Below are 13,406 nucleotides of genomic sequence, written 5' to 3'. Positions count from 1 at the left end.
TAAATTAGGTTTATTGGTTTCTATAAAGTTATTTATCACAAATATTCAAAATAACTATTTCATCAAAATCCATATTTTTCCTCTCTTTTTTTGAATGCTTCCATACCTCCCTCTACTATTTCCGCAATGTGTTGTCTAACACCCATACTTTTTAGTAAATCTTTACAACCCTCATTGTTAAATGAATCTTCTAAAGCTCCGTTTATATAATCAAATTTATATGGGCTCTCACTATCAGTATCATTTTGCCCATTTTGATTAGCCACAATAACATTTTCTGCATCTGCATTTACTACAATATTAGGGTTGTGGGTAACTAAAATAATTTGTCTCTCTCTTTTTCTTAATTTTAAATATTCTACTAATTCTTTAGAAACGGAACGATTATCCAAATTATCTTCTGGTTGGTCAATCAATATCGGTCCATCATCTTTACTAAGTTTAATAATTAATTTTAATAATACAAAACTAGCTTTACCAGTGGACATTTTATGAATATCATCATCATCAGACTTTACATCCCAATGATCAAAAAAATAATCTGTTAACACTTTTTTACAAGCATCTCTTTCAGTATTATTTCCCTTCAATATAGTAGGACTATTTTCAATTTTTTCAAATAAATTTTTTAAGTCATTTTTTATAGAATTAAAATCAATTTCTGAAAGCGCAGACTTTACATTATTGTCCTTTTCATATTGATATAAATATTTACAATCTTCATTATTAAATTTCTTTTGATTAATGATAGATTCAATCATTTCTCTGAATTTTGGGAAATTATATTTAATAGAGCCTATAATATCAATTTTATCATCCTCATTTTCGATAGAAGATATTCTTGGCTCTAATTCTTCTAAAATCTTTGTATAAAGCTCAAAGTTTTTTTCAAACTCATCAAAAATTTTTTGTTTTTGTACTTTGAGGTTAGCTAAGCTATCATCAATTTCTTTTCTGAATTGCTGGATTTCACTTAGTTTTTTTTGGTCTTCAGAAATATTTTTTTGGATAGACTCTATTTGCTTTTGATTAGCAAACTTTTCGATAAAAGGTTTTAACTTATTCTCTATATCAATTTGTTCTTGTTTAATTCTCAACAAGTTTATTTTAAATATATTTTCTTGAATAAAGTTTCCTTCTTCACTTTTCCTTATTTCATTTTCTATATCATTAACATCTCTGAGAGCATCTTCTATAAAATTATATTTAGGTAAGAAAGTAGTTTTAATAGCATCAACTTCTAGTGAATCACTTAAAATGCGTTTACGATTTACAAATTCGCCAAGGAATCTTTTTACTTCATCATTGAAATTTTTAATCTTATCAAAATCAGAATTTATTTTGCTTTCTTCAATCTTTAACAAGTTCATTCTTTCATTTAATCTATTATATTCTTGAGATTCCTCAGAGGTAAAACTAGCACTCAACTGCTTTAATTTATCTCTATTAGAAGTTATTCCCTCTTCGAGAGCTTTAATCGCTCCTCTCGTTAGTAATTCTTCCTCTTTCTTTTTAATAGTTTCTTTTAACGAAAAATAGTAGTCTACATCTTGCTCTCTTTGACGGTCATTTCTAATTGCGTTGTCAACAAAATCATTATACTTCTTTCTAAAATCCGGTTCTTCCAGTATTAAATCTCTTATCAACTTTTTTAAAGTATTTCCACTCTTTCTACTTTTATCCACCAGATTAGATAGGTGATTCTGAGGAATATATTTTATGCTAGGTAAAATACTAGATTGTGAAGGTCTATCGATGATAAATTGTTCGCTACCCGAGAATAATTTTACTTTGAAATTAAAAGTACTATCTTCCTCAGATAGATCATACAAGTCCTTAAATTTATTATCATCTGTATCTTTATATTTTAGAATATTATTTTTCAATAAATTTTCGTCAGCATTATTTAATAAAACTTCGGCATTTAAGGTTTTAGCGATTTTATATAGTAGTATTGATTTCCCTGATGATTTCCCTCCAATAATCACATTTAAATTTTTATTAAATCTTATAATTTCTGGGGTAAATTTATTATCGGCTGATTGAAAACTCACTTCCCTAATCATTAGATTATCTAGTTTTTCAGATTCAGGTTCAGCTATTTGAATTCTTACTCTTTCGTGGGGTTCATATATTATTTGTTTTAAACCCTCAAATGTGGGTTCTGCCTTTATCCAAGTGAAGCAATGCCCTAACTCTTTCGGTTTTGTGTTATTTTCATCCGCAGGAAAACCATGAGAATCGCTACAATGCAATAATCTATCATTTACTCCTTGCGTTTTAAGAGATTCTTTGCCTTTATTAGCTTTTTCAACAGATGGAGAAGCAGAAAAAATAAAATGTGCTCTATTAGCAACCGTTTTCTTTTCTAATGGAGAACTATCCCATCTAAAATCTTCCCATTCAGCTTTACCTATTGCTTTAAAGTATTTTCCTTTTAAAAAAGTATTTGGTTCTGCTCCTTCACCTAATAAATCCTCAATTTTTGTTAATTCAAAATTGAGATTATTAAAACCCACATCTAAAGGGCTCATAGCCCCTCTTTTATCTTCAGGAGTATTATCAATTATATGTTTCCCAAGATCAATTAGACTATCTCTTGTTATAACTCCTCCCCAACTTCGATAATCAGGAGTAGTAGCATCCAAATTAGCTTTTGCCCTTAACCCACTTAAAAAATGTGATTCAATCAAATCAACTTTTAAAACGCTTTCATCTGCAAATAAAATATGATAATTTAGTCGTCCAAGCTCCCTGCTTCCAACAAACTCTTTTAGTCTGAATTCTATGACGGGTAAAATTAAATCTACACTTTTAAGACCACCACTATTTTTATATTCAAGAACCTTTTTATATCCATCAATGAATAAATAATCATTGATCCCAAAAACTTTGATGTTTTTATCTTTAGCAAGTCTTTCCAAATCAGTAAAATATCTTTCCCAGACTTCTTCTGTATCTCCGCCATAATCTGAACATAAAGTTTTAGGAGTATGAACATGTAAATCCCATTTTCTCCATTCTGAACCTCTTGTAATTCCCATAGTTAAAGTTTTAGTTTTAAAAAAGTAAAAATTAAAAAAAAGTATTGAAATATTAATACGGTTTTCCATAAAATATTTCAATACTTTCTAAATTTCTTGTTTATTGATTTAAATATACCTTCTTAAATGACATCATTTTTTAGAAGGTGGGGGTGGTCGTAGCATTGGAGGATCGACTTGTTTTATTTTTCCTAGAATTTTATTTGTAGTATTTGATTTTCTCAGCCTTCATAAATCCTTCCAAATTTCTGAAGGTAATTTTATCAGTTCTTTCAGCATTTTCTAATGCCTCCTTTTTACTTTTTTTACAATTGGGAGAATCTAAATCGATCTCTTTATCGTTTTCGTTGTAAAATTTATCAACCCTATATAATTTCAACTTTCCATAATTTTTATAAATGCCACGGTATCTGATCTGCCATGCGCATTTGTTATCTAAAAACCAGTCCTCCTTTTTTACAGCTCCGAGCAAAACTCCTTTTTCATCAAAATAAAAATCCTGCGAACTATTCCAGTCTCCCATTCCCCAGAAGCTATCAGATTTGCTGATGTATATTATCTTATTATTTTTTTTTATGATTCTGTATGACATCATGATCTCACTATCATCGTCCTCATAATCACTATCAGGGTTTATCTTTTTGATAGTACCATTATTCAGCTTATAATAATGTAAAATCTTATCGGGATTATTTTCTATTATTTTATTTGCAAACTTTTCAACTTCTGCGAGTTCCTTATCGATATTTTTCTGACTAAAAGTCAGAACATAATTAAAGAATAAAATGAATGTTATTAATTTTTTCATGATTAATTTATTTGTATTGAATCTCCCTGCTTATTAGGAACATTAGTTTCAGCTTCAGAATTCTGGAATACTTTATTTTCTTCTCTAGTTTTAGATTGTTCTTCATAATAATTATATCCAGTGCCAGGTTTATAGATTTCATCCTTTGTAATATTAACTTTTTGGGTATTGTGATCTTTAATATTTCCACCTTGATTATTGTCAGTATCATCTTCTTTTAAGTCTTCATCATTGAAAAAGACTTTTGTAAAACCTAAAAATCCGTAGGCTGTAATAAGATTTTCTTTGGACTCTTCATTGCGATAATCCAGTTTTCTTACCAATACAAAATCTTCCTCATAAATACCTAGATTGGAATAACCTTTTTTAGAAAGAGTATTAGCAATGAGATTTTGAGCGTACTCTTCGGTAATTTCTTCTCCTAAGAAAAGGTTTTTTATTGTTTTAAAAATCTGAGGTTTCTGTAGTAAGATTTTATCAACAATTGCATTCTGCATTTTAGCCCGATCAGGCTTTAAGAAAAAAGCAGAAACACTAAACACGATGATTATACCAACTATGATATAAAATGAATAACTTTCTCCTGATTGCATTTTTTGAGTGATGTAAAGGTCGTTTACAGCCTTTTTATTAACATCTTTATCACCTGAATCCTGAACCTCATCAGGAAACATGATTGAAATATCCCGTAATATCTCTAAAGCAAGATCATTATTGTATTGTTCAACTATTTTAGGAATTCTGAAGAGATCAATGATTGCCCACATAAAAAATCCTCCCACGGTAAGAATATACAATATCAGCCAACCCCATTTTTTAAGATAGGCGTAATGCCATCCTAAAAGAAACCAGAGAAGGTAAGATATTCCTACAGATTTCTTTCGTCTTTCAAATTCGTTGATAAAGATTCGTTGTTGTTCTGAGTTCAGGTCTCGAAATTTTTTCTGAATCAGATAAGAAAAGTTTCCCATGATTAATAGTCAACCGCCCAGTTCCAAAACGGCAATTTAATGCATAGAAAAAGCGTGGAACTAAACCTTTGTCTATTAAGGGGAGGCTCTGGTAAGCCTATACACTATAAACAAGGATAGCCCACGCCGTAGCGTGAGCATCAACTCATTTATTCTGTAGTGTATTGAATTTACCAGATTCCCCCTAACAGAATAAAAGCGACGCTTTTATCTTAAAATTATATTTTTATCTTCCGCTAAATTACGATTTTTTACCGTAACTAAAGTTTTTCATAGCATCTCTAAGGATGGAAAAATTAGAATTAGTATATATTAAAGTATTGGAAATATTTTTATGACCTAATAATTTACTAACTAGAGGTAAAGGAATATTGTACGAATTCACTAAGCTACTCCCAAACGTATGTCTGGCGAGATGAAAATGAACTCTTTTATTAATCTTAGCTAAATCAGCCAAATCCTTTAATTTATTATTAATAGTCTGATTAGTAATACTGGGGAAAATCTTCTCATCTTTCTTTTTACCGATTATATATTTGCATAAGACCTTTTTGGCTTGTGCGCTAAAAGGAACTTTTAAAATATCATCCGTTTTCTTTTGAACAATTGAGATTATTGAATTATTTAAATCAACGTTTTTAACTAATAATTGATCACAATCACTAAATCTCAATCCAGTATAACAAGAGAATAGAAACATATCTTTTGTTAATTTATATTTTTTAATTTGTTCTTCATCCAATTCTAGATTTCTTAAACGCACTACCTCTTCCTCGTGTAAAAACTCATCATTCACTTTTGGACCTTTAAACTTAAAGTTATTATACGGAGAAAAACTAATTTTCTCCATTAAGTAAATTTGATGAATAATAGATTTCAGGCATTTGTGCATATTGTAAACAGCACCTCCCTCTTTTAATTCCAGTTTTTTCAAATATGAGTCAAAGCCTTTCACAAAATTATAGTCAATATCTGAAGTATAAATATTCGACTTATAACTTTTAAGTCTTTTTCTTAACAACGAATACTTATAAGCCGTAGCTTCTTTAAGCCCTTTAGCTTCAACAATTTCATCAAAAAGTTGATAGAAATCATTGTCACTTTTTCCTTTCAAATACCGATCAATTAAATCAAAAGTAATAGATACTCCTCCAGCTTCTTTTAAGCTACAATGCGCTTCTAAGTCTGATTTTATTTTATTCAACTTAACATTTAAACTTTTAAAGCCTTTACCTATAGCTTTAGAGTTTTTATCGTCCCAAAACTTAGGATCAATAGATTCTTTTAGACTTATCTTCTTTGAACGAGAATTAATGATGATTTGTAAAATCAGTGGATTTTCTCCTTTAGCATTTTGTTTATCAGTTCTTCTGACAATTTTGATTGAATAGTTATTCATAACGAAAATATTTGTTTGTTTATATTCTCAATAACTATAGTAGAGAATTTGAAGAGAAAAAAATCAGCTAATTTAGGTATAATATTTTAAATATAAAAATACAAATAGCTGACAACCAATATTTTATATTATATCATTAATTTCTCATGCTAAATTTACCCTAGGTCATATCGTACCAGAATTAGGTAATAAAGTTTTTTTTGAAAAAACTGCTGTTTAATCTACGGGGGAAACAAGAGGGGAAAGTTATTTTGGGAACGATGACTATTTTTGTCTATAAATAGCAACTATAAAACATAAAAAAACCCCTATTTTAGGGGTTTTTAAAATTTTCGAAGAATTGTCTATCTTCAAAACCGTGGTCCCACCTGGGCTCGAACCAGGGACCACCTGATTATGAGTCAGGTGCTCTAACCAACTGAGCTATAGGACCTCAAAACTTGGTTAAATTTTGTGATTGCAAAAATAGCAAAAAATATTTCATTACAAAATTTTTTATTGCTTTTCTTGACAAAGTTCAACCAGTACTCCATTGGTGGATTTCGGGTGAAGAAAGACAACTAATTTATTATCAGCACCTTCTTTCGGTTCTTCAGAAATAAATTGAAATCCCTCTTTTTTTAATCTTTCTACCTCTTTAATGATATTTTCTACTCCAAAAGCCAGATGATGAATACCCTCTCCCTTTTTATCAATGAATTTTGAAATCGGACTTTCATCTTTATTTGCTTCCAAAAGCTCTATTTTACTATCACCCGTTTCATAAAAAGAAGTTACTACTCCCTCTCTTTCCACTGTTTCTTTTTTATAAGATTCTTTCCCTAAAAGTTTTGTAAAAAGCTCATCTGAAACACCTAAAGATTTTACAGCAATGCCGATATGTTCTAATTTCATAAATAATTAAATAGATTAAGTCGTAAATTTGATACTGAGACTAAATTTCAAAGTATCAATTCAAACAAAAGTACTAAATTTGCACAAATTATGGAAAGTAACAGACAAAGAAAAGTAGCACAGATTATACAGGAAGATTTCGCAGAACTTTTCCGAAAGCAGGCTGCAGATAGCAAACAAAGCTTTTTAGTATCAGTTTCAGATGTAAAAGTAACTGCCGATCTAGGTATTGCAAAAATTTATTTAAGTATATTTCCTCAGGAGTTGCGTAGTTCTATTATGAAAGAAATTGAGGAGAATAAAACCCAGTACAGAAACTTTATCGGTCAGAAAATGGCTAAACAAGTCCGTATCATTCCTCAACTTAATTTTTATCTTGATACAACTCTTGATGATGTGGAAAAATTGGAAAGAGAATTACGAGGTGAAGGCGACAATCCTGTTTTATAAAAAATGCCGAGGAACATTGCATTTTATATAGCTTCAAGATACCTTTTAGCAAAAAAAGGTAGTACTGCTGTTACGTTTATTACGTGGCTGGCTGTGGGAGCTATGACTGTCGCTGTCGCTGCAATGTTCGTAATTATTTCTGTTTTTTCAGGATTGGAAGATTTAAATAAAGATTTAATTTCTAACCTTCATGCAGATTTAACAATCAAAAGCACTTCAGGAAAAACAATCAAAGATTTAAGCAATATAACTAATGTTTTAAAGAATAATAAAGAAATAAGCAGCTTTTCCAGAGTTATAGAAGAGAAAGTTTATATCAACTATAATGGTAAAGGTGACATTGCTTATTTGAGGGGTGTAGATTCTGCCTATATTAAGGTTAATCCTATTGATAAAAACGTTTTCTATGGAGTATACCCTAGTTTCAATTACTCTAATGAGGTATTGATGGAAAACTCCTTAGACAATAGATTATCGATCCCGGTTGCTTCTTCGACTGATTATGCAACGGTTTTTATGCCAAAACCGGGAACCGGAATCATTAATAAGGAGGAAGATATTTATAACAAAAAAGACATCCTCGTAACGGGAGTTTTCCCGGGAAATGATCAATTAGATAATTATATCATCGCTCCTATTGAGCTTACTGAAGAATTACTTAATCTTACAAAAGGTTCTGCTTATCAAATTGTTATTAAACTAAAAAACCCTGAACATACAGATACAGATTCCTTAAAAGAAAAACTGCTATCTTCTTTGGGTAAAAATATTGAGATCAAAACAAAAGAAGAGGAAAATGCAGCTTTCTGGAAAATGATTAATACTGAAAAACTCTTTATTTATCTAATTTTTGCATTGGTAATCTTCATCACAACCTTCAATTTAGCCGGAGCAATTATTATTTTGCAACTTGATAAAAAAGAACAGGCTAAATCCCTTATATCATTAGGCTTTCCATTAAGTCATTTAAGAAAAACATACTTCTATACGGGTGTTTTAATTGTAATTTCGGGAATCATTACAGGCCTAATTGTCGGAACCGCGCTTTGCTATTTCCAACTCTATACTGAATTCTTTAGAGCCAATGAAACTTTACCATTCCCTGTAAAAATAGTTGGGAAAAATTATTTTATCGTTGCGATTACCGCATCAATATTTGGCTTCGCTATTTCTTGGTTCTTTTCAAAAATAAGTAAAGAGTATATTATTAAAAATTAATATACGAATTTTTTATTTTTTAGGTACCTTTACCGCCCAATTTTTAATAATGAAACGAAATCTACTCCCCTTTCTAATGATTTTTGCATTTATTAATGCATTTTCACAAACTGCTCCTGCGACTTATTATGATGGTACAGCCGGTTTATCTGGTATTGCTTTAAAAAATAAGTTAAACGAAATTATCACTAATGGTCACCAAGCTAAAACATACAATGGCTTATGGACTGCTTATCAGACAACTGACCGTGATTATTTTTACGAGAATGACGGAACCATTTTAGATATTTATTCTGAAAAACCAAATGGTCCTGATCCCTACAATTATACTATTGTCGTTAATCAATGTGGTAACTATACCACTGAAGGAAACTGTTATAATAGAGAACATATCGTTCCCCAAAGTCTATTTGCGGAAGCTTCGCCTATGGTTGCTGATGTAAACTTTATCAGAGCAACTGACGGAAAAGTAAACGGAATGAGATCCAACTATCCTTTTGGAAAAGTAGGAACCACTTCATTTACATCTCTAAATGGTTCAAAATTAGGAACATCTATTTCTCCGGGATATTCAGGGATAGTATTTGAACCTATCGATGAATTCAAAGGGGATGTTGCCAGAATGATATTGTATTTTGTAACAAGATATCAAAACCAACTTGGAAATTTCACATCAGCAAACGGAACCGGAGATATGCTTGGAACATCAGCATTTCCCGGATTACAAACTTGGGAGCTTAACCAGTTGCTTACCTGGCATGCACAAGATCCTGTTTCAGCAGCTGAAATATCAAGAAACGCCGCTACTTATGCATATCAGCAAAATAAAAATCCTTTTATTGACCACCCTGAATTTGTTGAGCTAATTTGGGGAGCACCAGTTGTAGATAATCAGGCTCCAACAGCTGCAACAAACTTAGCAGCAAATAATCCAACTTCAAATTCAATTGCTTTAAGCTGGAGTGCCGCTACAGATAACATTGGGGTAGCATCTTATGATATTTATGCAAACGGGACTTTAAAAACCACTGTTGCAGGAACTTTAACCTCTACAATCGTTACAAATTTATCTTCTTCTACAACGTATAATTTCTATATTATTGCTAAAGATGCTGCAGGTAACTCTTCTCCAATAAGCAATACTGCTACGGAAACTACTCTTGCGGGACAACCTGGAGGAAATACAAGTTGTGGAACAGAAGATTTTAGCGGAATTTCAACAGCTTCAGGAACAGGTTACGCAACTCAAACCTGGACAAATAATAATATTACCTGGACTGCAACTGACGCAAGAACAGATGAAACAATTAATGGAAAAGCAATTACCCTTAGGATTGGTAATTTAACGAGCTCAACTATATCTGGAGGAATTCAAAGTTTAACATTAAAAACTCAATTAAAGTATGGTTCGGCAGCCGGTGTTCTGAATGTTCAGATTAACGGAGTCCAAGTAGGAACAATTCCCTACACGTCTGATAAAAATACATCTACCACAACCACCATCGATAATATTAATGTGAGTGGTGATATAGTTATTAAAATCATAAACCCGATAACTTCTACTAGTGGAAGCAGAGTGGCAATTGACGATCTTTCCTGGACCTGTTTTAATAACACTTTAGGAGCAATTGAAACATCAAAAGATAAACCTAATTTTACAATTTATCCAAACCCTGTAAAGAACAATGAGCTATTTATAAAGGGCGAAAACGTAAGTAAGATTTCTAAGGCTCAGATTTACGATATGTCAGGAAAATTGATTGAAACTATTACCAATCCTTTCAAAATTTCTAATAAGATTAACTTAAAAGGATTAGCAAAAGGAAATTACATCTTAAAAACCGACAACTTTTCTACAAAATTCATCGTAGACTAATTGTTAAAAATATTTCATATTAAAGGAGACCGATTTTTTCGGTCTTTTTTTTTATTTTTGAATATGGATTCCAATAAAAAATTAGGCTTAATCGGGAGAAATATTTCATATTCTTTTTCCAAAAAATTCTTTGAAGACAAATTTCAAAAACTGATGTTAAAAGGTTATTCTTATAACATTTTTGATTTAAACGAAATTCACGAAGTTGAAAATTTATTCTCCACACCTGAGCTTTTAGGTTTCAATGTCACCATACCCTATAAAGAAAAAATTATCAGCTATTTGGATGAATTAAGTGATGAAGCTGAAAAAATAGGCGCTGTCAACTGTGTTCTGATTCAAAACGGCAAGAAAACCGGTTACAATACAGATGCCTTCGGATTTGAAAAAACATTATTTCTTCATAAAAAACCACATCAAAATTCGGCTATAATTTTAGGAAGCGGAGGCGCTGCAAAAGCAGTAAAATATGTTTTAGACAAACATGGAATTTCCTCAGTAACGATATCAAGAAACTCCGAAATCAATTTTGAAAATTTAGATAAAAAAACGGTTGAAGATCACAAAATCATCATTCAATGCACGCCTGTCGGCACTTTCCCAAATGTAGAAGATTGTTTGCATTTTCCCTTTGAAGGTTTGTCTAAAGATCATTTAATTATCGATTTAATTTACAACCCAAATTATACAAAATTTATTATCAATGCTTCTGAAAAAGGAGCAAAAACAGTGAACGGCTATTACATGCTGGAGCAGCAAGCAGAAAAAGCTTGGGAAATTTGGAATTTTCAAAAAAAATAACATAAATTAGTGCTTTATTTGGCTTTTAGCTATTAGATAAGAGTATATTAACGCCACTCACATAAAAGATTTGCTATGACTACAGAAAACAACCTTTCTGAAAACGAAGAAAAGAAAAATTCTACCGAAGAAGTATCTCAAGAAGAAACATCTGAAAATACTACATCTCAGTCTGATAACACTCCAGAAGATGAAGCTGAGCACCATGAAGAACATGTAGATACAGATATCACTTTAGCTGATGCTTTGAAAGAAATGGAAAAAATCATCAACTCACCTAATGCTGGAGAAGATTTCAGGAAATTTAATCAATTAAAAGAAAAAGCAAGTCATTTTATCCACGATGAAGTGGAAGATAAAAAGCATGAATATGTAGATGGGGGAAATGCTCCTGAAAACTTCAGTTACGAGCATCCTTCCCAGGCTAAGTTTTCGGCTTTGGTAAATATTTTCAGAGAAAAGCACGATACTTACCAAAAATCTCAGGAAGAAGAGCAAAAGAAAAATCTCGAGCATCGCCAAAGCATTATCGAAAGACTCAAAAATCTTTATACAAATTCTGAACCGGGAACTAATCTTTTTAAATCTATTCGCGAGATAAAAGAAGATTGGTCAAATGCAGGACAGGTTGCTAAGTCTGAATTCAAAATTCTTAATAATAACTATTTCCATCACTTGAATCAGTTTTATCAAATGCTGGATTTAAACAAAGAATTCTTGGAGCAGGAATACAGCCACAACCTTGAAAAAAGACAGCATATCATTGAGCGTGCAAAAGAATTGGAAAACGAACCCGTAATTCAAAAAGCATTAAATGAATTACAATATCTTCATAAACTTTGGAAAGAAGAAGCTGAGCCTGTAGCAGAAGAATTCCGTGAAAAAACATGGGAAGAGTTTAAAGAAATTTCAAACAAAATCCACGAAAGAAAATCTGAACTTTCAGCAGCAATTGAAACTGAACAAAACGCTAATCTTGAGAAGAAAAACCAGATTATCGCTGAAATCAAAAAACTTTCTGAGCCTGCCGAAACTCCAAGTCATAGTTATTGGCAGAATTCTATCAGAAGAGTTGAAGATCTACGTTCTGAATTCTTGAAAACAGGAAGTGTTCCCAGAAAACTTTCTAACCAAAATTGGAATGAGTTTAAAACAATATTAAGAAGTTTTAATACAACTAAAAATACATACTACAAATCATTAAAAGGTTCTCAGCAGGCTAATTTGGACGAAAAATTAAAGCTGATCCAAACTGCAAAAGATAATATGAACAATGAGGAGTGGGATATTGCTGTTCCATTGTTCAAAAAACTTCAGGATGATTGGAAAAAAATCGGGCATGTTCCGAAAAGCATGACGAATAAAATCTGGGACGAATTTCGTGATGCCTGTAATAGTTTCTTCAACAATTACAGGGAAAAAAGCAATGCTTCTACTGATAACTGGAAAGAAAACTACAAGAATAAAAAAGCTCTTCTTGATGATCTGAAAACCGTTACTAACGAAGAAGGTAGCATCGAAAGAATTGAATCCATAAAAACTGCTTGGAATAATATCGGAAAGGTTCCAAGAGATAAAATTTCAATCAACTCTGAATTCAACAAAACATTAAGAGAAAAATTGAAATTAAACAAAATCAATGAGCTGGATCTTAAAGAAGAAGGCTTATCTGAAAATCAACTGACAGATAAAGCAAGAAAAATTAAGAGCCAAATCTCTGATTTGGAAGCTGAAATCGTAAAACTGGAGAACAATTTAGCATTTTTCAAAAACCCATCGAGAGAAAATCTTCTATTGAAAGAAACTTTTGATTCGATTGATGAGAAAAAAGCTCATTTGGAAACGTTAAAGCAAAATCTTCACAACATTATTGCTGGAGAATAAATAAAAGTAAAAAACTAAAAAAGGCGAAGCAAAGAAATTTGTCTTCGCCTTTTTCTTTCAT

At 31.3% G+C, this 13,406-nt stretch carries 10 protein-coding genes and 1 tRNA gene; 5 read left to right on the top strand and 6 right to left on the bottom strand.

Annotation, left to right across the window (positions count from 1 at the left end):
- Nucleotides 1-62 precede the first annotated feature (62 nt).
- The 6 genes from ACM39_RS12510 to mce all read right to left on the bottom strand — a co-directional run bounded on the left by ACM39_RS12510 (nucleotide 63) and on the right by mce (nucleotide 7,116).
- Nucleotides 63-3,044 carry a TrlF family AAA-like ATPase gene (locus ACM39_RS12510; RefSeq protein WP_131701453.1) on the bottom strand — a complete coding sequence of 994 codons (2,982 nt, stop codon included), beginning with the start codon at nucleotides 3,042-3,044 and terminating at the stop codon, nucleotides 63-65.
- 199 nt (nucleotides 3,045-3,243) lie between these two features.
- Nucleotides 3,244-3,852 (bottom strand): hypothetical protein, encoded by a 609-nt coding sequence (locus ACM39_RS12505; protein WP_048511380.1) that lies wholly within the window; start codon nucleotides 3,850-3,852, stop codon nucleotides 3,244-3,246.
- A 2-nt stretch (nucleotides 3,853-3,854) separates the two neighbouring features.
- On the bottom strand, nucleotides 3,855-4,823 hold the full coding sequence (locus ACM39_RS19360; RefSeq protein WP_185097460.1) for a TM2 domain-containing protein: 969 nt from the start codon (nucleotides 4,821-4,823) through the stop codon (nucleotides 3,855-3,857).
- A gap of 241 nt (nucleotides 4,824-5,064) precedes the next feature.
- Complete coding sequence (locus ACM39_RS12495; protein WP_048511379.1) at nucleotides 5,065-6,222, bottom strand: site-specific integrase; 1,158 nt, start codon at nucleotides 6,220-6,222, stop codon at nucleotides 5,065-5,067.
- A 359-nt stretch (nucleotides 6,223-6,581) separates the two neighbouring features.
- A tRNA-Ile gene (locus ACM39_RS12490) sits at nucleotides 6,582-6,655 on the bottom strand.
- Nucleotides 6,656-6,717: 62 nt separating this feature from the next.
- Entirely contained in the window at nucleotides 6,718-7,116 is a 399-nt protein-coding gene (gene mce / locus ACM39_RS12485) for a methylmalonyl-CoA epimerase (protein WP_048511378.1), read from the bottom strand.
- A gap of 90 nt (nucleotides 7,117-7,206) precedes the next feature.
- On the opposite strand from mce, the gene rbfA reads away from it, so the two are divergent.
- From rbfA to ACM39_RS12460, 5 genes are all read left to right on the top strand, one after another.
- Complete coding sequence (rbfA, locus tag ACM39_RS12480) at nucleotides 7,207-7,566, top strand: 30S ribosome-binding factor RbfA (RefSeq protein WP_048511377.1); 360 nt, start codon at nucleotides 7,207-7,209, stop codon at nucleotides 7,564-7,566.
- Nucleotides 7,567-7,569: 3 nt separating this feature from the next.
- Nucleotides 7,570-8,784 carry an ABC transporter permease gene (locus ACM39_RS12475; protein WP_048511376.1) on the top strand — a complete coding sequence of 405 codons (1,215 nt, stop codon included), beginning with the start codon at nucleotides 7,570-7,572 and terminating at the stop codon, nucleotides 8,782-8,784.
- Between the two features lie 49 nt (nucleotides 8,785-8,833).
- Nucleotides 8,834-10,660, top strand: coding sequence for an endonuclease (locus ACM39_RS12470; protein WP_053073326.1), 1,827 nt, complete (start codon nucleotides 8,834-8,836; stop codon nucleotides 10,658-10,660).
- A 63-nt stretch (nucleotides 10,661-10,723) separates the two neighbouring features.
- The gene (locus ACM39_RS12465; RefSeq protein WP_048511374.1) at nucleotides 10,724-11,461 is read left to right on the top strand and encodes a shikimate dehydrogenase family protein; all 738 of its coding nucleotides are present in this window, start codon (nucleotides 10,724-10,726) and stop codon (nucleotides 11,459-11,461) included.
- A 75-nt stretch (nucleotides 11,462-11,536) separates the two neighbouring features.
- Complete coding sequence (locus ACM39_RS12460; RefSeq protein WP_048511373.1) at nucleotides 11,537-13,345, top strand: DUF349 domain-containing protein; 1,809 nt, start codon at nucleotides 11,537-11,539, stop codon at nucleotides 13,343-13,345.
- Nucleotides 13,346-13,406: the final 61 nt, after the last annotated feature.

The organism is Chryseobacterium sp. FH2 (assembly GCF_001045455.1).
Lineage (GTDB): Bacteria > Bacteroidota > Bacteroidia > Flavobacteriales > Weeksellaceae > Chryseobacterium.
Note: the sequence above shows the minus strand (reverse complement) of the source record. Positions and strands in the feature narration are given on the sequence as shown.